We start from the raw sequence: 17,232 nt of genomic DNA, 5'->3' as shown, positions 1-17,232 counted from the left end.
ACAGAGAGTATTTATTCGTCGGGTAAGCTTTACTTAACTGGCGAATTAGTAGAGGCCTGATATACAGATGAGGACAGGGGAAGATGAAAGTGACACAACAAGAGATGAAAGTGACACAACAAGAGGAAAAGAAAATGCGGATTGGAACGAGAACAAGTAAAACGCGAAGCATGCTGCTTAAAATCACAGGAGCGATTCTTGCGGCAATCGCGCTTTTTCTGGCTGCTGTTTATATAAGTAATAAAATCAGCAATCATTCGGAACAAAAAAGAATAGAGCCCTACGGTCAGCACGCAGCGGTAGATGGGAAAAATATGAATGTTTTGATTCAGGGACAAGGAGAAGAAACGGTCGTACTCCTGCCCGGTTTCGGGACAGCGGCACCCGCGCTTGATTTTAAACCGCTAATTGAAGAGCTGTCCCCTTTTTATAAGGTCGTTGTGGTGGAGCCGTTTGGTTACGGATTAAGTGATCTAACCGAGAAGGAACGAAGCACAGAAAATATAGGGAGCGAAATTCATGAAGCGCTGCAGGGCCTTCATATCGACCGTTATATTCTCATGGTCCACTCCATTTCAGGGATTTACGGACTCGACTATGTAAATAAGTATCCAAACGAGGTGAGTGCATTTGTCGGGCTTGACAGCAGTGTTCCAACGCTAAGCGAGCAGGGGTTTTCCTCTTTAGAAATAGAAACGGTAAAACTGCTCAAAAAATCAGGTCTCACCAGATTGCTGGCCAAACCGGATACGGGCGTCTATGCCGGACTTCCCTATGATTCTCAAACCCTGGAACAAATCAAAATTTTTATGAACAAAAATATGTATAACCCGAGTCAATTAAACGAAATTGAAAATATGCCTGCTAATTTTAAAAGGGCTGAACATGTAACGTTTCCCAAAAGTCTTCCCGTTATTTTCTTTATCCAAGCGAATCATCCGGCAGCGGATCGATGGATACCCGAACATCAAAAGCAAATAAAAGATTCCGTACATGGAAAAGTGGAGCTGCTGGATGCCGGACATTATTTGTATCGTTCCCACTCTAAAGAAATTGCCGAGGGTTTTAGAGGATTTATGAAAGAAATAAAATCTGGAAAGGAGTAGATGAGTATGGAGCTAAAAGAAGAGATTGTAAAAAAGAGAGTGAGTAAACCGCTTCGGATTATCCTTCAATCGTTAGGTGTTATCGCGATCGTAATCGTCCTTTTTCTAGCCATCGTCTTTATCATGAATAGGGTCAGCAGCAAATCGGAAGAAGGAAAAATAGAACATTATGGCCAACTTGTAGCCGTCGACGGCAAAAATATGAATGTGTTTATTCAAGGAAAAGGCGAGGAAACCGTCGTACTTTTACCCGGTTATGGAACAGCGGCACCCGCGCTTGATTTTAAGGCGCTAATAGACGAACTGTCCCCTTATTATAAAGTCGTCGCGGTTGAGCCTTTCGGCTACGGATTAAGTGATATAACCGAAAAAGAGCGAAGCACGGACAATATTGTCCGTGAAATCCATGAAGCGCTGCAGAGTCTGGATATTGACCGCTACATTCTAATGGGTCATTCCATCGCAGGGATATACGGCCTGGATTACGTGAATAAATACGGGAATGAAGTAAATGCGTTTGTGGGGATCGACAGCAGCGTTCCAGCGCAAGGCGGTATGGATGTTGAATTTCCGGTAAACAAATTAAAACTGCTCAAACAATCGGGTTTGGCCAGACTGCTCTTGAAGTCGGGTGACGACCCTTATGCCGGACTGCCGTTTGATACCAAAACAAAAGAACAAATGAGAATGCTCACGCTCAAAAATATGTATAACTCCAGCATCTTAAACGAACTGGAGACCATTTATCCCAATTTTCTTGCCGTTAAACAATTAAAATTCCCTAAAAATCTCCCTCTTCTTTTATTTGTACAAGCGAATAATACAGAACGGAAAGATTGGGTGTCCTTACACGAAGAGCAGGTTAAAGAGTCTGCCAACGGAAAAATGATAACGTTTGAAGGAGGACATTATTTACACCATACCCGTTCAAAAGAAATTGCTGAAAACTTTAGACAATTTATGAAAGAAGTAAGGGGAGGCCATTAAAAGAGCTTGTACAATAATGTTCTGTTATTGATAATCATTATCAGCAAAGGTATAATGAATAAAATTCCATGTACGTATAAAGGTTGAATGAGGGGTTGAGCAAAAAAGATGAACGAAGCCATGCTGGAGAAGTTAGACAGTACCTTTAAATTGACGACAACAAAACAGAAAAACCCCGTGTTTAGCTGTCCTGCCGACGACTTGACCGATGAGAACAAAATGAAGCCGCTGCTGGATTTTTACACACCACTAATAAAAGGGCTGGATCCGTCGGTTGGTGAAGTCTATATGGCGGCCTGGTTTCAAGGACCGCTTCTTGGTCTCATTTACATGTTGTCCGCCTGGAATAAAACGCCTGTTCTCGCCTTAGATAATCTGACGGTTCAAATGTATACCGCTTCTTATAAGGACCGCGAATATTGTGCGGTTAACTTTTTAGTGAACAATCCCCAGCTTCAAGAGGGGCCTGACGATCCGCTAAAGCGCGCAAGCTGGGCGGAAGAGAACCTGAGCCGCTTTCTATCCCAGACCGTGCGGCCTGTTTTGGAGACGATTGCAAAAGCAGGCACTTTAAAGCAGGGCATGCTCTGGAGCCAGCTGCCAACGATGCTTGAGTACGGATACGAAAGGCTGATGGAATCGGAACAATGTGAGACTGTCAAGCAGCGGATGATGAGAAACTACGGAATTGTGAAATCATTGGACGGGGCAGTTTTCGGAAGAAGTAAAAACCCGCTGAACGTCAAATTCCTCAAAACCCAATCTCTTGCCTCTCCCGATAAGGAAACACGGCTGAAGGCGGCTTGCTGTTTGTATTATCTGGTTGATGGCGGATATTACTGTTTTACATGCCCTCGGATCAAGGAAACCGAGCGTGACAAACGGCGTGAAGAATACAGAGAAAAGCAGGAAGCCAAATAAGCAGCCGGGGACCGGAGAACATGACGGAGAAGAGGGGATTAATGGTTTTGCAGCAGCATCTGAACAGCCGAATCATGTAATGACCCGGCTGTTCTTATTTTTCTGTATATACGAATCTCCACACGTTACCCTCGATGCTGCGGGAATTTCCGCTGCTTTCATATCCGATTCCATATGACCGTAGGTCTAATTTTTCTTCAAATCGATTTTGAACACATCGCCCGCATGACCGCCGAACACGACCAGCCCGCCTTCAGGCAGTACGGCCGAATACTGTTTGCTTATCTTGGAGAAGTTCACAAGCTTTCCTTCTGCGTCATAAACGGCGAATTCCCCGTCTGCGGGTGCCTTTACGGTTAATGTCCGGCCTGCCGATTGTTTATCAATCCTGTACCAGGAGGCTTGACCATTGTATGGAATGCTGCGAATTTCGGAGCTTCCGTGGGAGAAGGGTGGAATATCGTCTCCTTTGATATACGTTTGTCCGGCGATCGTTACATATTCTTTATGATTCTTTTTATAAAAATTCAAGTCAAAAGAGTCTCGGCCGTTCATGACCGGAACAACCGCTGCGTTGACGGCTTTATTTTTGTTCACAATTTTCGTGCCGGAGGCGTAGCCGTAATCGGCATTAACCGTTATTTCTTTGGTCAAAAGCGCTTGGTTCGTGTAACCGACGGAAGTGATTTTTTCATCCAGGGCGTAATAAAGCTTCCCGTTTCTTTGTTCCCAGACTTTTTTGGTTGCAGGGTCCAATGGATTGCGGTCCAGCTTTTGAGACTCGTATACGACCATAACCGTTTGTCCTAAACCCGGAAAGGTCAGGAGTGCGTTTAATTTCAAATAGGTTTTTCCATTCTTCAGCCGGTCGAAACTTACGGTAAGATTTCCCTCATTGTTTTTAAATTCTCCCTTGCCCGTGTAGACGAATTTTTGAGCGGGGGTTAATCCTCCCAAAGCGGGCATATCAATCTCTCCGTCTTTGATGTCCAGATTGATCATTTTATCCGTAGCACCGTATAGTCCCGAATAAGCACGCAGTTCCGAAGGCATATCCGTTTTGACGGCAGGCTGAGATATTTTTTCAGGCAAAATCTCTTTAATGATGCCTTTCTTCTTTACGTATTCGAGCAGAACATTGGATGCCATGATGCTGTTATGGATGGAAGATCCTCCGGACGAAAGCACGGCTATGGAAATATCATGTTCCGGCAGAGCCGTCAAAGTGGCATGATACATTAGTGTGTCTCCGCCTTTGGATAACGCCGTGATTCCGTATTCATCGAACGGGGTTAACTTGACGGCGTCCCAACCGAGACCGTAATTGAAGGCATTTGATTCCTCCGGTACCCATAGTCCTTTGCGGTACTCATGGCTTTGCATGGCTTTGGCGGACTTCTCCGATAAAAGATCCGTCCGGTTGCCGATCAGAACATCACCGAATTTGCTTATTTCTTCAGCCGTAGAGTAAATGCCTCCGGTCCCGATGAGATTGACATTTTCAACCGGCCAAGCTTTATCGCTTCCTGGAGCATATGTTTTTGCAAGTCTGTTTCTGTCAAACGTATCGCGCGGTGTTTTGGTAGAGCTTAAATCGAGAGGCTGGCCAAAATGAATGTTCAAGAATTCGCTGTAGCTTAATCCGCTCATACGTTCAACCAGGATTTCAAGCAGTTGAAAACCATCGTTGCAGTAGACCGAAAATTCACCGGGGTCTGCCTTCAAATGTTCAGACCGCAATTTGGTCAATAATTGATCATGAGTTTTCGTATCATTGTCATCGAACAAAAAGCCGTTTTCATAGTGACTGCCGTAAAGTCCCGAAGAATGGTTCATCAGCATACGCGGTGTAATCTTTCTGTATCGTTCATCGGCCATTCTAAAGTCTTTCAAATACGTAGTCAGCGGTTTATCGAGCTCAATTTGTCTGGAATCCACAAGCTTCATCGCTGCGGCCGTCGCGTACATTTTACTTACAGAGCCTATTCCGAACATCGTGTCTTTCGTTACCGGAGTGCCTGCGGCTTTGTCCTTCAGACCTGCGCCGCCGGATACAACGACGGATCCGTGATCTCTGATCGCATACTGGATGCCGCTTACCTCATAGTCGGATACGATTTTCGAGGCCAGCACTTTCGCCTTCTCTTTAACGGGATCATCCATCGATTGAGCTAAAGCGGGGGCGACCGGAACAGCTAAAAACACGACACTCATAAGTAGGGAAACCATCTTCTTCAAGAATCATTCCTCCTCATTGATATGGATTATGCTTACTAAAATAATCATATATGGAAATTCCGGTTGAGATAAAAAATGACCCTGAAACGAAAAAAACAATCCCCAAACAACATGGGACTTGTCGAGCCTCATGCCGATCGCCCCGATCGGCGCGTCGTCAGGATACGGCTTTCGGACAAAGGTAAGACGGTATCCGGCCCATTGATGAAGCCCGCCTGAATATGTTCGCTATTGCGCCGAATTCACGCGCCGCCGGCTCATGAATACCAAAGACAGCGCAATGACCGTGAGGATAATCCCGAGCAGCCGAAAGCCCCCGAAGCTGAACTCGTCTCCCATTACGACACCTGTCAGCAAGGAGGAGAGAATCGTTCCCAAGTATCGGGATGTGTTAAACAAGCCCGATGCAACACCGATTATTTCCTTTGGTGAACTTTTGAACAAGGCCGCTTGCATAGCGACGCTGTTCAACCCGTTGCTAATCCCGAATGCCGCTAGCGCCAGACACACGCTTATAACCGGAGACGCCGGACTTAAGGTCACGATCCATACCGACCCGAATGTCATCAGCAATGCGGATAGGATCAATGCCGGTCTTGGTCCCGACTTATCGATCCATCGCCCTGCCAGCGGGGAAACGGCCAGCGAGCATAAGCCTAGGCTGAGCATAAGGATCCCCGTATGAAACTCGCTGACATGCCGTACCAATTGCAGGTAGGACGGAAGCCCGAAGAACAGCGAGTAAAAAAGCACGTTGACCAGCATGAATTGGACATTGACCCAAGTCATCTCGCGATAGCTGGCGAATGTGCGCAAAGGAATGAAGGGGGACGCCGTTGTTAATTCATGCCGCACGAATACCCCAAGCGCAGCGAGACCTGACATACTGAGCAGGACATGCCGGTACGAGATATACCCGGAAGTTTTTGCAGAGAGCAATCCGACGAGCAGACTAACCAGACCCGCTGTAAAGAGCAGGATTCCCGGCGCGTCGATCAGATGGAACCATTGACGAAAAGACAGGCCCTGTGCGGCGGATGTTGGCGATTCATCCCTCGGGATAGTTTTCCAAGCCAACAGAAAGCTCGCTGCCGCAAACGGAACATTCACGACAAAGATAGCGCGCCAATCCCACCAATGAATCAGGATCCCGCCGATAAAGGGGCCGATTGCTGCCGCTCCCGACAGAAAAATGGACAAAACCGAAAGCGCAGTCGCCTGTTTCTCGGTCATATGAATCCGCACTAAGGCCATTCCAACGGCAACCATCATGCTAGTTCCGATGGATTGGATCACCCGGAATGCGATGAGCCACCCGAAGCCGGGCGACAGCGGAGCCAGTAATGACGCGGCAAAGGCTACAACCAGCCCGGTGAGAAATATCTTTCTCCGGCCGAATAAATCGCTGGCTTTTCCCATTACTGGCTGAGCGACGGCACTAGCGATATAGAAAGATAAAATAATCCAGGAAACGCCTGTGAAATCCAGTTGAAACCCCTTTTGCAGACTCGGAACAGCTACAGAGACCATTGAAGAATTCAACGGGTTAAGCAGAATTCCCAGACCGATTGAAATCATCAGCCACCAGCTTCGAACGTTCATTTTTTGTTCCTCCCATCGTGTATTGATGACATCGTACTGGAGATCGGTTATTTATTCCAACGCATTTTGTGTTATGATTTGATAGATTTGAAGGAATATAGGGAGGCGTCTTATGGAACTTCTTCAACTGCACTATTTTCTCACGGTAGCCCGTTTGGAACATATGACCGAAGCCGCCCGGAGTCTGCACGTTACCCAGTCGTCCCTAAGCAAAACGATTCAGCGCTTGGAGGAAGATCTGGGAGTTCCTCTGTTCGACCGCATAGGGAGGAAGCTGAGATTGAACGAATTCGGAAGCAGATTCCTCCGCCGTGCGGAAAGAGCTCTGTTCGAGCTGGAGCAGGGGAAGCAGGAGCTTGGCGATTTGTCCAGCCCGGAACAGGGCACACTCGAATTGGCGGTAACCACCGCAAGCACATTACCGCATATCCTTCGGGAGTTCCGCAAAAAGCGGCCTTCTATCCATTTTCATGTACAAATGCTGACTACACGGGAAATGACTACGCTTCTTCATCGGGGAGAAGTCGATTTCTGCTTGTCATCTCCTCCCATACAAGGAGATGATATCGAATGCCAGATCGTATTCACCGATCCGATCCTTGTTGCTGTTCCCGAGGGGCATCGGCTGGCGGACCGGAGCAGCGTGTCTTTGGCAGAACTGAGGGATGAGTGGTTTGTGGGGGTAAAAAGAGGCTACGGCACTCGGGATCAGGTGGACTCACTGTGCGAATCGGCCGGCTTTGCGCCTAAATACGTGTACGAGGGAGACGAGCCCGCAAGGCTGAGCGCTCTGGTGGAAGCGGGAATCGGCATTGCCTTCATACCGGGTACGGCAAGGAATTCACGGGAACATATCCGCTATCTGCAAGTAGAAGACCGTGAATTGGCAAGGGAAATCGCTCTAATTTGGCACAAAAGCCGGTATATTTCGCGGGCCGCCCAGGAATTCCGGGAGGTCGTTGCGGAATATTTCGGTGAGATATCCAAACAGTCCGAACAGGCGATAGAGCCGGAGAGGTGAAGCAGAATAAGGAAATAACCGGAGAGATTAAAACGGAAACCGACTATAGATACAAAAGAAAAAGGCACTCCCATATAGGGTGCCCTTCGCTTTAAACATGATTTAATAATGATTCACAGCTTTAACCGGCAGAGTATAGTAGGCGTTTCCTTTCTGCTTGCCGTAGCTGTGCACCGCGACGCCGCCAAACCCGGCATGTCCGCCGAAGTGAGCTTTTAATGCGGCCAGTGCGCGGTCCAGATCATCCAACCCTTCTTCGTAAAAGGTTACGCTGTCTCCGCCGGCCGTTGCGGGATCGATCGTTTCAAGCCCGACAGTCACTTTTTTGCCAACTTGTGCCGCATAATCGATTTCGTTTTGGGCGTCACGGACGGCTTGCCATTGACCGTCGGAAAACCGGTCCGTATAGTCCATGAGTCCGACCCAATCGAGCCGATCGATCAAATGTTTATAGAACCCTTTATCGATACCGTTGTACGTAACGGTATATTCCGGACCGTCATACCATCTCGGAATATCCTGCGCATATGTCATGCCGGTTCCGCTCATAAGTGCCGTGGCTTTATCGATATAGGCAAGAGCCTGCTGCATGACAAGAGCTTTATTCGCTTCCCACAGTGTTTTATTCCGGTAAACTTCGATATCTTGATGCACTCCGTCGAATTTTTCGTTAGATGCCGCACTTCCGTTGAAGGTAATGACATCGGTTATTCTTTCCAGCCCTATCGAATGTTTATCTGTCAATCCCCAATCTATTTCTCCGCTTACCGCTTCAACCCGTATTCCCTTGGCATGTGCTTGAGAGATAAATTGCTTAAGCTGCGAGTTATTCGTGGTCAAATGGGTTTTGTTTATGGAAAGAAGTAGAACATTAACTCCTTTGTCTTGAGCGAATTGGAACAATGCCGAACGTTCCGCCGCATCCTGCAATACGGAAGCCGTTTCCTGCCAAACCCACATAGCTTTGACATCCTTGTTTATCGCTTGGATACCGCTTCTGGCTTTGAGACTAAGATCGTCCAAATAGGCATTTGCCCCGCTGTCGGCATTTTTGTATACATATACCTGGAGTTTAGCGGTGCCCGGGACGGTCGTAAATGCGGTCGATTTAAATTCATACAGCGTTTGATTAAATCTCAACGTGTTCTTGGCCAGTACATTGTTATTGGCGTCTAAACAATCTACACCGACTATGGCCGTATCCGTAGAGGCGCTTACGCTGCCGTGACCGGACAAAACATAAGTCGTCCCTGCTGAAATGCCGGAGATGATTTGCCCTGCGCCTCCTTCACCGGAAGAGACACGTGCCGCTTTGGCGCCCGCAAATGCCGGAGAAGTGACGGCAGCGGTATTTCCCCAGTTGGTCCAGCTTGTCAAGTTGTCTTCAAATCCCGGATTGGCGATCAGATTATCGCTCAGATTCAAAGCGGCCGCGCCCGGATCGGTACGATCTGCCGACCCGCTGTTGGACTCGGAACTAGAAGGTAACTTGTTGTCCGCCGCATGTCCAACAGATGCCATTCCCGAAAAGCTTATTAAGAGGGAAAAAGCCATAACTACCGACAAGCTTGTGTTCATAACCTTTTTCATCAACATAACTCCTTTTAACATTGAATGGTTTTAATACATATTTATGGTACCATGCCTGCTTTTAATAGTATATATAAGCTGGTTTATAGACTGTTAATAGACATAAAAGGTGAAAAATGAACAGTTAAAACGGTTTGTATCCTTTTTATGGTAATAACGTTACTTTTCCTGGTAATCTGATGACGATTGATTATACAGTTATTGTTAAAATGATACATAAATGTTAATTTGAACACGAGAACAGAGTACTCACTCTCAAACCGGAAGAAAAGGAGGAGGCTAAAAAAATTTTAACTTACTCGTTCGACAGATACGTTGTATATCCGGTCTGCTTTTAGTTTAGCCGCCAATTAGGGGCGGGCATTGCTGCAAAAATCAACAAAAATAATCCGTTTGCGAAAGGATGTTAAATGATGATGAAGAAAATTTTAATCAACTCGGCTCTTTCGTTATCTCTGTTGTTCTCGGCAGCACCGGCTTTTGCTTCCGTAGACACTTCAGCTTCTGCTTCTTGTAATGATACGATTCAGAACAGATATCTTAAAAATCGGACAGGAATTTTTTCGGATCATTTCACCGAGAACGGAACTACATGGTATATCAAGGGAATTACTTCCGAGCATGTTTCAAATGACGGCGGGTACGTTGTGTATACGGCCCATTATCAGGCACATGTTTGCGGGTAATTAGGATTAATCGTGGGATCGCCTCGTAACGCACGAGGCCCCCAAGGACAAACGGAAATGAAATAATTTGCGCCAGACAGCCCGGTCAATGATGACCGGGCTGTTTCTGAATTTTTGAAGTTGTGCCAGGTGGTAAAATTGCGGGCCGGTGTTATAATGATAGCCGTAAAGGTAGTTTACGGGGCGGGGTTACCCTTTTTAACTTTTCCCCTCCAAAAAAACGGACAGAAATGATGTTGATGATGAAAATTGAACTCGGGCAACGGCAAGTAGACATTCATGTGGAATACGGTCCGCGCAAAAAACTCTCCATACAGGTGCACAGTTCAGGTCTGATTACAGTGAAGGCCCCGAACCATACGGCCGATGATGTGGTGGCGAACGCCGTAAAGCAGCATGAGAGTAACATTTTAAAGCAATTGCAGGCGATTGAGTCCGCTCGCCAACCACAGAAGCTTCGGGAATATGAAGAGGAAGGAAAGTTTCTCCATCTTGGCCGGTATTATCCGCTTCATGAGTTAATCGAGACAAACGGGCGCACGGAACAAGAGCTTCAAGATGATCTGAAGAAGTTTTACTTCGCAAGCTGCAAGCAGGTAATCGGGGAGCGCATCAAAATCTATCAGAAACAGCTGAAAGTGACGCCCAAATCTTTCATTATCGAGGAATCCCGAACGAAGTGGGGCAGCTGCAGCTCGGCTAAGCATCTTACCTTCAATTATCGTTTGGCAATGGCGCCCCTGGATGTTATTGATTACGTGGTTATACATGAACTATGTCATCTCTTGCATATGAACCACGACAGGTCTTTCTGGCGGCGCGTCGGAAGTGTGATGAAGGATTACAAAGCGAAGGAAGCGTTCCTCGCGAGATATGGGCACGCCATGACCTTGTGATGCAAAGTTACAGGCACTCTTCAGCAGAGTGCCTGTCGTTGTTGGTTGGCCTATAGCTGCTGCGCACCTTTGAGCCACACGGCTTCGATCGACAAGGTATCCGAAATATCGGTTGTCGGATCTCCGTTTACCAGTATAAGGTCAGCACGCGCGCCCTCGGTAATTCGGCCTCGATCGTTAAGGCCAAAGCGGCGGGCCGGTTTTGAGGTAGCGGACTGAAGCGCTTCTATAGGAGTGAACCCCGCCGCAACCAGCAGCTGCATCTCATGATGGACGCTGGCGCCGTGCGCGAGGCCGCCAAGATTCGCAACGGGAACAGGGGAGACATCCGTTCCTACCAGAATATCCACTCCCGCATGGTGAAGATCCATCACGTTTTTATAGCTATTCTCCATGCTGCCTTGTGGAAACGTATGGAAGCTGGAGTTCAAAATATCGATCCATTCGGGACTTAATTTGGAAGAGACACGCGGGTCGTTTGCCAATTCCGATGCCGAATTCCCGAGAATGGAGGAGTTCAATACCAGGCACGGTGTCACAAACGCGCCCGATTGCGCTATGGATTTCACTAATTCGGCTGTGTTTCCGGGTCTGTCGATGAACAAGTGGCCCAGTCCGTCCACTCCAATATCGATGGCGGTCTGCGAAGAATGAGCGGTCAAAACGTGGGCAATGACGATTTTGTCGAGCTTATGGGCTTCTTCCACGGCCGTTTTCAAAATCTCGTCGCTTAAAACGGGCAGGCCGGGCGCCCCCATAACCGTTCCTTCTTCGATCATGATTTTGATATAGTCGGCCCCGTTTTCCACTTGGGTATGCACATGTTTGACCGCTTCTTCCACAGTCGTCACTTGGGGGATTTTTTCGTGATCGTGAGCGTAAGCGGCCAGCATAGCTTCCCGGTCTTCTTTCGATAACTTTTCCAGTTCTTTTAAGACGAATTCAGGGATTTCATCCCCGTCGGGCAGCAGTTCATCGGGATGACCGCCTGGAGCGGTAATCGCTGTGCCGGCAGAACGGACATCGGCAGCGTCCGTCACATTCTTCAATTGAATCGCACGTCCTCTTTCCGTAAAATCACCGTTCATTTCGAGTTCTGTCGTCACGCCGAATTTCAAAGCATCCCGCAATCCGCCGACGGAAGTGTGTACATGCGCATCAATCAGGCCCGGCATCAATGTCGCTTTTTTTGCATCAAAGATGGTGGCATGTGCCGGAAGATCTCCGCCAACCGCACTAATAGTTTCCCCTTTAATGACCACATGGCTCGCCTCGATAAGTTTTTCCCCATCAAAAATACGTGCGTTCGTAATCACCGTAAGTTTTTCCGGCGTAGAGTTTTGAGCGTTTTTCATGCTGGTATTCCTCCTTGTGTTGTTGATATGACAATTCGGATTTTAACAGTTAGAATTCTAACAGTCAATAAGTTAAGTCTCTGTTTGACAACAAGAAATAATTTTCGTATAGTTTAACTGTTAAAAGTTAGCCTTCTAACATTTCGGGGAGGTACAAGCATGAAATCTCACAACGATACGCCTTATCTGGAATTATTTCAGGTTATTGGCCTTAAGTTAAAGAAAAAAGCGGATGAAAGCATAAAAGAATTGGGGTTAAGCGCGCAGCAAGGAAAAATAATCGACTATATTTACCGGAACCAGGATAACAATTTAATCCAAAAAGACCTGGCCGATCGATTTCATCTGCGCGGGGCGAGCATTACGAGCATGCTTCAAGGTCTTGAGAAGAAAGGATACATCGAACGAAAAATCCCTGCCAATAATGAACGGCAAAAAAATATATATGCCCTGCCAAAAGCCGTTGAGTTGATTGAAGCCTTTAATGACTCTTTCCAGAAAGTGGAGGACGAGATCGTTCAAACCCTTAGCGAAGAAGAGAAGCGGACTTTGAAGGAATTGCTGATCAAAATTAACGACCGCTTTTAATGGCGCTGTGATGGATGCAAACGGGGGTTTAAACGGACGGGTCCTGAATTGAAACGTGTCAAGTAAACAAAGCATTTCTCTGCCAAGAGAGATGCTTTTTATTTTTGCTTAAAATAAAATGGAATGAACAAAACAATCGAAACATATCCTAAGGCGATCAAAATATATTGATAAACGATAAATTATGTGTTAAATTCAATAAGAAAATAACTAAGCGAGGTGCGTTATGGAACGAGGAACGACACTATTTTTAAAAGCGGCTCTTATTCTTATCGGAATCCCGGTTCTGGCGATGTGTATATTTTTGGTGCCGGAGATCGGGAAATTTGCGGCAGAGTTGTATCCGGATCATAGTTATATAAAATATCTCGTCTTACTTGATTTGTATGCGGCCGTGATCCCTTTTTACTTAGCTTTGTATCAAGCTTTTAAACTTCTAAGCTATATTGACAAGAACAAAGCATTCTCGGAATTATCTGTGCGGGCACTAAAGAATATAAAATATTGTGCGGTTACGTTCAGCGGCTTGTTTGTGGCGGGAATGCCGCTCTTTTATCTCATGGCTGAGGTGGACGACGCTCCCGGCATCATAGTGATCGGTTTGGTCATGATTTTTGCTTCCATGGTAGTCGCCGTTTTTGCGGCGGTTCTCCAGAAGCTTTTAAAAGAGGCTATCGATATAAAATCTGAAAATGATTTGACGGTCTGAGGTGAATAACATGGCGATAATAATCAATATTGACGTGATGCTGGCCAAAAGAAAAATGAGCGTAACGGAACTTTCGGAGAGGGTTGGAATCACGATGGCGAACCTGTCCATATTGAAGAACGGGAAGGCAAAAGCGGTTCGGTTATCGACTTTAGAAGCGATTTGCAAAGCTCTCGATTGTCAGCCTGGAGATATTTTAGAATATAAAGCGGACGATAACACTCAGGACTAGAGGAACAACGGAACAACGATAAAACCTGTCGAAACGACAGGTTTTTTTGTGCAGCGATATCTTGTTCCTGCTCTGCTCATAACCGGAAGAACGGCTTAGGGGAGCTGCTTGTAATCGGCGCACGCTCCAATTCTTCTGCGATAATACGAATACCTTCTTCAATATCCCGCTCATCGGCCCTGATAATGCTAATACGCAGCAAGTCAGGATCTGCTTTACGATCTGTTTCCAAATCGCCTCTCCGGTTGCTTGGAGACTCGTTATTCACTACTATGAAATAAACGGCAGCGGTGAAATAGGAGGGAAATCATATGATTTCAATCGTTCGGATGAAACTTGAAGATTCATTTAAAATACGCGACATAGACCGTTCCGAAACCATAGAGCGGATCTACACCTATAAGAATGAAGTTCTGGAGGAAACTAAAACGGATCATGAATGCTCTAACTGGGAAGAAGAAGATTATTCTTCTATCATTTCACGCTATGAGCGTGAACTTCAAAACGGCGGTACAGCATTTGGAGCGTATGACGGGGCTACCTTGGTCGGGTTCGGAGTCTTGGCTAACAAGTTTAGAGGCAGAGAGAAGGACCGGCTTCAGATAGACCTGATGTACGTTTCCCGGAATTACCGGAGACAAGGAATAGGCCGCCGGATTATGGATGAGCTAAGTAAAGCCGCAATCGATAAAGGCGCGAAGTATCTGTACATTTCCTCTACGGAAACAGAATCCGCTGTGAATTTTTACAGGAGCTGCGGGTCGGCCATTACGCCGGAAGTCGATGAGGAGCTCTTTGAGAAAGAGCCCTGCGATATTCATATGGTCAAACGACTGTAAGGACAGCCAACCGGATGAATGAGTAAGACGAACAAACCGTGAACTATGAAGGGAGAAACTATATGATTACTCTCAGAAAAATTACGCTGGAAAACCGACGTTCCATATTTAACTTAGAAGTTTCAGAGGAACAACGCCGCTTCGTAGCTTCCAATCTATCAAGTATGGCCTCTTGTTATGTGCTTGCAACCAATGGGGGACGTCCGTTTCCATTTGCTATTTATGCAGATGAGCAACCCGTCGGTTTTGTTATGCTGACTTATGGCATTACCGGTTACGATCTCCCTTCAATTGCAGACGATAGCTATTGTATTTTACGATTAATGATTGACAAGCATTACCAGAACCGGGGGTACGGCCGGGAAGCCATGAATAAAATCTTGGAATTTATCCGCACCTTTCCGGCAGGACCGGCACGTTATTGCTGGATTCCATATGGAACTGATAACCTTGCTGCCAAAAAGCTTTATGAAAGCTTTGGCTTTCGTGACAACGGTGAAATCTGCAATAACGAGCCAATTACCGTTCTGCAACTTTGACGGCGTACCCTCTTTGAATGATGTGCCCTTAGTCATCCCTTTGCCAACTCAAGGTCGTGTCCAATAAGAGGGGATGAAGGGTCGGCTTTTGTACGAATAACAGGGTGAACATTGCAATCGGAGTTAAATCATTCGAAGAACAGTGGCGGGAATAACTTAAATGTTTAGATGACCTTGACTGTAACGTTACGTCATAGCTCATACTTCAAACTAACTTACAAAAGAGGTGAGAACATGAATATTAAATCTTTGCGCTCCGATCAAGTATATCGAAAAGTGTTGCAAGCCCCGCCCCAGGAGAAAGTCGAGTTATTCAGACAGGAAATGATGGCCCCTTTTATGAAAAAATGGGAAATCCAACAAATTCCCTTTAAAGCGGAGGAGCCCGGTGGTTTTGATGTGATTGCACTAAATAACCTAATGGGCATGGCACCCCTTCAGATTACCACTGAGATTTCAAAAGAAATCGCATTGATTTCGTCCGATTCTTTTTGGCAGGAATGTGAAGAAGCCGTTGAGAGAAGCTTGAACTTATTTCCGCAGAACGGTGTAAACCTTCGAGTATCCGATTATTTATTTACTATTCTGTTAGGCAATCCGAACAGTCCCTCTTTACTATTAAACGAAGGATACACAGGGGACGGGGGGATTCCGGGTTATATTTTTTGTACACTCCTGCCTAATGACTACACACTGCCGCGTATAAAGGCTGCTTTGGCTCATGAATGCAACCATAACGTCCGCTATCAATTTATTGAGTGGGACCATTCCGCCGTTACTTTAGGTGAATTAATTGTTAGTGAAGGGTTGGCGGAGAACTTTGCAACAGCTATGTTCGGGAAGGAACTGCTCGGTCCCTGGGTATCGAAAACAAAGCGTGAAAACCTTAATAAGCGGATTAAACCGGTGCTCAAGCATAAATTACAACTAACGGGCTTTCAAAATATGGCCCCGTATCTTTATGGGGACGAATTAGCAAAACTTCAAAACGCCGTACCCGTCCAAATGCCTTATTGCGCCGGATATGCCTGCGGCTACTATTTAATTCACTATTATTTAGAAAAAACGGGCAAAACTATTTTTGAAGCGACCGTTACCCCGGCCCGGTCAATACTAGACGAAGTAAAGGAATTTTGGGATGAAGACACCATTATTGGCGATTAAAGATATGGTTCAAATTACAGGCGTATCAAAAAGAACCTTACAATATTACGATAAAATAAATCTATTAAAGCCCGCTCATCTGACGGATAGCGGATATCGGTTTTACGATAGAGAAGGTTTAGCAAAACTTCAGTTGATCTTATTTTTAAAAGAAATGGATTTTTCATTGAATGAAATCGCGGATATCTTAAAGCTGACGAAAGAAGAACAGCGACAAGTGTTAAAAAAGCATACCCACACCTTATTGGCAAAAAAAGAGCGATTAGGAACTATCCTTACCGCACTGGATGAGTATGTAGCGGGAAAGGATCTCTACAACCTTACTATTTTTAATCATTCCTCCGTTCTTCCCTTGCAAGAGCAGTATGCTCAAGAAGCGAAACTTATCTATGGAGAAAAAGAATCCTATAAAGAGTATGAGGGAAGACTGAACAAGCTTTCTCCTGCCGAAAAAGCCGATCTGTTCTCCGAGTTTGAACAAAACATGGAGAGCGTATTCAGAAGACTTGCGGCCTGTACCAATCAATCTCCATCTTCCGATGAAGTGCAGCAATTAATCGCGGAGTGGAAAGGATATCTCGAACAATCCGTTGGTTGTGACTCTGAAATGTTAACCTGTATCGCAACTACGTATAAATTTGACGAGCGGTTCAATCATTATATCAATCAATTCAGTACGGAGGACTTCACCGATTTTTTGTATAACGCGATTATGTATCATATCCGTCGGGCACCCGCCGATGAATGAGGATTGTTGCT

At 46.0% G+C, this 17,232-nt stretch carries 18 protein-coding genes; 13 read left to right on the top strand and 5 right to left on the bottom strand.

Features of this window, described 5'->3' with window-relative positions:
• Window positions 1-83: 83 nt before the first annotated feature.
• The 3 genes from ABC395_RS13690 to ABC395_RS13680 all read left to right on the top strand — a co-directional run bounded on the left by ABC395_RS13690 (window position 84) and on the right by ABC395_RS13680 (window position 3,014).
• Window positions 84-1,106, top strand: a complete 1,023-nt coding sequence (locus ABC395_RS13690) for an alpha/beta fold hydrolase (RefSeq protein ID WP_413003838.1) — start codon at window positions 84-86, stop codon at window positions 1,104-1,106.
• A gap of 6 nt (window positions 1,107-1,112) precedes the next feature.
• Window positions 1,113-2,093, top strand: coding sequence for an alpha/beta fold hydrolase (locus ABC395_RS13685; RefSeq protein ID WP_413003836.1), 981 nt, complete (start codon window positions 1,113-1,115; stop codon window positions 2,091-2,093).
• Between the two features lie 108 nt (window positions 2,094-2,201).
• On the top strand, window positions 2,202-3,014 hold the full coding sequence (locus ABC395_RS13680; protein ID WP_413003835.1) for a hypothetical protein: 813 nt from the start codon (window positions 2,202-2,204) through the stop codon (window positions 3,012-3,014).
• Window positions 3,015-3,200: 186 nt separating this feature from the next.
• Here ABC395_RS13680 and ABC395_RS13675 read toward each other — a convergent pair whose 3' ends face one another.
• Both ABC395_RS13675 and ABC395_RS13670 read right to left on the bottom strand, forming a co-directional pair.
• A complete protein-coding gene (locus tag ABC395_RS13675; protein ID WP_413003833.1) occupies window positions 3,201-5,252 on the bottom strand; it encodes a serine hydrolase domain-containing protein in 2,052 nt (683 codons plus the stop codon).
• A 228-nt stretch (window positions 5,253-5,480) separates the two neighbouring features.
• Window positions 5,481-6,854: an MFS transporter gene (locus ABC395_RS13670; protein ID WP_413003831.1), complete on the bottom strand. Its 1,374-nt coding sequence runs from the start codon at window positions 6,852-6,854 to the stop codon at window positions 5,481-5,483.
• A gap of 112 nt (window positions 6,855-6,966) precedes the next feature.
• Here ABC395_RS13670 and ABC395_RS13665 point away from each other — a divergent pair, with 112 nt between their 5' ends.
• The gene (locus tag ABC395_RS13665) at window positions 6,967-7,875 is read left to right on the top strand and encodes a LysR family transcriptional regulator (protein ID WP_413003830.1); all 909 of its coding nucleotides are present in this window, start codon (window positions 6,967-6,969) and stop codon (window positions 7,873-7,875) included.
• Window positions 7,876-7,977: 102 nt separating this feature from the next.
• On the opposite strand, the gene ABC395_RS13660 is transcribed toward ABC395_RS13665, so the two are convergent.
• Complete coding sequence (locus ABC395_RS13660) at window positions 7,978-9,465, bottom strand: carbohydrate binding domain-containing protein (protein WP_413003828.1); 1,488 nt, start codon at window positions 9,463-9,465, stop codon at window positions 7,978-7,980.
• 410 nt (window positions 9,466-9,875) lie between these two features.
• Between ABC395_RS13660 and ABC395_RS13655 the strand changes: the two genes are divergently transcribed.
• Window positions 9,876-10,151, top strand: coding sequence for an LCI fold-containing protein (locus ABC395_RS13655; protein WP_413003827.1), 276 nt, complete (start codon window positions 9,876-9,878; stop codon window positions 10,149-10,151).
• Between the two features lie 242 nt (window positions 10,152-10,393).
• Window positions 10,394-11,047 carry a M48 family metallopeptidase gene (locus ABC395_RS13650; protein WP_413006744.1) on the top strand — a complete coding sequence of 218 codons (654 nt, stop codon included), beginning with the start codon at window positions 10,394-10,396 and terminating at the stop codon, window positions 11,045-11,047.
• A 50-nt stretch (window positions 11,048-11,097) separates the two neighbouring features.
• On the opposite strand, the gene ABC395_RS13645 is transcribed toward ABC395_RS13650, so the two are convergent.
• Window positions 11,098-12,402 (bottom strand): amidohydrolase family protein, encoded by a 1,305-nt coding sequence (locus tag ABC395_RS13645; protein WP_413003825.1) that lies wholly within the window; start codon window positions 12,400-12,402, stop codon window positions 11,098-11,100.
• A 159-nt stretch (window positions 12,403-12,561) separates the two neighbouring features.
• Here ABC395_RS13645 and ABC395_RS13640 point away from each other — a divergent pair, with 159 nt between their 5' ends.
• The 3 genes from ABC395_RS13640 to ABC395_RS13630 all read left to right on the top strand — a co-directional run bounded on the left by ABC395_RS13640 (window position 12,562) and on the right by ABC395_RS13630 (window position 13,931).
• Window positions 12,562-12,990 carry a MarR family winged helix-turn-helix transcriptional regulator gene (locus ABC395_RS13640; RefSeq protein ID WP_413003823.1) on the top strand — a complete coding sequence of 143 codons (429 nt, stop codon included), beginning with the start codon at window positions 12,562-12,564 and terminating at the stop codon, window positions 12,988-12,990.
• Between the two features lie 226 nt (window positions 12,991-13,216).
• On the top strand, window positions 13,217-13,699 hold the full coding sequence (locus ABC395_RS13635; RefSeq protein ID WP_413003822.1) for a DUF2975 domain-containing protein: 483 nt from the start codon (window positions 13,217-13,219) through the stop codon (window positions 13,697-13,699).
• Window positions 13,700-13,709: 10 nt separating this feature from the next.
• Window positions 13,710-13,931: a helix-turn-helix domain-containing protein gene (locus ABC395_RS13630; protein WP_413003820.1), complete on the top strand. Its 222-nt coding sequence runs from the start codon at window positions 13,710-13,712 to the stop codon at window positions 13,929-13,931.
• 76 nt (window positions 13,932-14,007) lie between these two features.
• On the opposite strand, the gene ABC395_RS13625 is transcribed toward ABC395_RS13630, so the two are convergent.
• A complete protein-coding gene (locus tag ABC395_RS13625; RefSeq protein ID WP_413003818.1) occupies window positions 14,008-14,163 on the bottom strand; it encodes a hypothetical protein in 156 nt (51 codons plus the stop codon).
• Between the two features lie 79 nt (window positions 14,164-14,242).
• Between ABC395_RS13625 and ABC395_RS13620 the strand changes: the two genes are divergently transcribed.
• The 4 genes from ABC395_RS13620 (at window position 14,243) to ABC395_RS13605 (ending at window position 17,221) form a co-directional block, all read left to right on the top strand.
• The gene (locus tag ABC395_RS13620; protein ID WP_413003816.1) at window positions 14,243-14,770 is read left to right on the top strand and encodes a GNAT family N-acetyltransferase; all 528 of its coding nucleotides are present in this window, start codon (window positions 14,243-14,245) and stop codon (window positions 14,768-14,770) included.
• Between the two features lie 62 nt (window positions 14,771-14,832).
• Window positions 14,833-15,309: a GNAT family N-acetyltransferase gene (locus ABC395_RS13615; protein ID WP_413003814.1), complete on the top strand. Its 477-nt coding sequence runs from the start codon at window positions 14,833-14,835 to the stop codon at window positions 15,307-15,309.
• A 234-nt stretch (window positions 15,310-15,543) separates the two neighbouring features.
• The gene (locus ABC395_RS13610) at window positions 15,544-16,473 is read left to right on the top strand and encodes a DUF2268 domain-containing putative Zn-dependent protease (protein WP_413003812.1); all 930 of its coding nucleotides are present in this window, start codon (window positions 15,544-15,546) and stop codon (window positions 16,471-16,473) included.
• On the top strand, window positions 16,448-17,221 hold the full coding sequence (locus ABC395_RS13605) for a MerR family transcriptional regulator (RefSeq protein WP_413003810.1): 774 nt from the start codon (window positions 16,448-16,450) through the stop codon (window positions 17,219-17,221). The genes ABC395_RS13610 and ABC395_RS13605 overlap by 26 nt, the downstream gene beginning before the upstream one ends.
• Window positions 17,222-17,232: the final 11 nt, after the last annotated feature.

The organism is Paenibacillus canaveralius, assembly GCF_047238265.1.
Taxonomy (GTDB): domain Bacteria; phylum Bacillota; class Bacilli; order Paenibacillales; family NBRC-103111; genus Paenibacillus_F.
Note: the sequence above shows the minus strand (reverse complement) of the source record. Positions and strands in the feature narration are given on the sequence as shown.